At 71.5% G+C, this 975-nt stretch carries 1 protein-coding gene and 1 pseudogene; both read left to right on the plus strand.

Annotated elements, in window-relative coordinates:
* A pseudogene (locus tag CLM62_RS38560) lies at nt 1-343 on the plus strand (hypothetical protein); the annotation flags it as partial.
* 47 nt (nt 344-390) lie between these two features.
* Nucleotides 391-657, plus strand: coding sequence for a hypothetical protein (locus CLM62_RS38565; RefSeq protein ID WP_095754541.1), 267 nt, complete (start codon nt 391-393; stop codon nt 655-657).
* Nucleotides 658-975: the final 318 nt, after the last annotated feature.

The following is a 975-nucleotide window of genomic DNA, read 5'->3' on the forward strand; positions in this document are numbered from 1 at the left end:
CTCCGCCGCCGGCCGCACCCCGGCCGAGCTGGCGCGCGCGGTCGCCGCCTGGCGGCAGGGCGGTCCGGAGGGCCTCGCCGTCCTCGAAGATCCCTGGGACCCGCCGGCCGGCCGCTTCGACCGCGCCCGCCCCCTCCTCCTCGCCGCCGACCTGCCCGCCTTCCGCCCCTGGCGCAACCGCCTCACCCACCCGAAGGGCCACGTCCAGCTCCGCCTGGGCCGCGACGGCCTCTGGTACGCCTACGAGTCGGAGCCGGGCCACGACGACTGGTGGCCCCGCGGCACCCCCGACCTGGACCCGGTCGGCGCCCTGACCGGCCTCGGCACCCCGGACGACCCATGATCCCCGACCGCCGGCGGTACATCCCAGGGCTTTGCGGGAGCTGTCGTGTGGTCACTGAGTACCCCGCGCAGTCGGGCGAGAGCGATCCACTGGTACTTCTTGCCGATGCGTTCGAACGTGGCGTCGCGGCCGCGGCTGGCGCCGTACCTGTCGATGATGTGGTGGTCGTACGCGGCGTGCAGCGCTGGACTGTAGCCCATTTCGATGGCGTCTTTGAGTACACGTCGTCCTGCGGCGTCTGGGTCGATACCGCCCAGATGTCTTGCCGCGATGACATAGCGATGAAAGTCGTCGGCGAGGCAGCTGTCGTATAGCCGGGGGTACTCGGAGCGGTTGTCGTATTCGATGACTTCTTCAGCGTTGGGCCACTGAATGGGCCAAGTGCTGTCGTAGGGAGGTCGGGCCCGCCGGATGTCCGCGCCCTTGGGCAAGGCGCCTCGGGCGGCGGCCGCTTCGACGATGCTGCGCCCCTCATCTCGCAGGGCAGCGCTTATGGGCGGGGTGCCGGCGTCAACCACGCGCTCTCCTTCGACCTGGTGTCCGCCGGGAACGGCATCAGCCTCGGCGTGGGCATCGGGGCCGGCCTGGATGTGACCGCGGCGGACGTGCTGGAGCACCTCGTCGGGGACGGC

The organism is Streptomyces sp. SA15, from assembly GCF_002291145.1.
Lineage (GTDB): Bacteria > Actinomycetota > Actinomycetes > Streptomycetales > Streptomycetaceae > Streptomyces.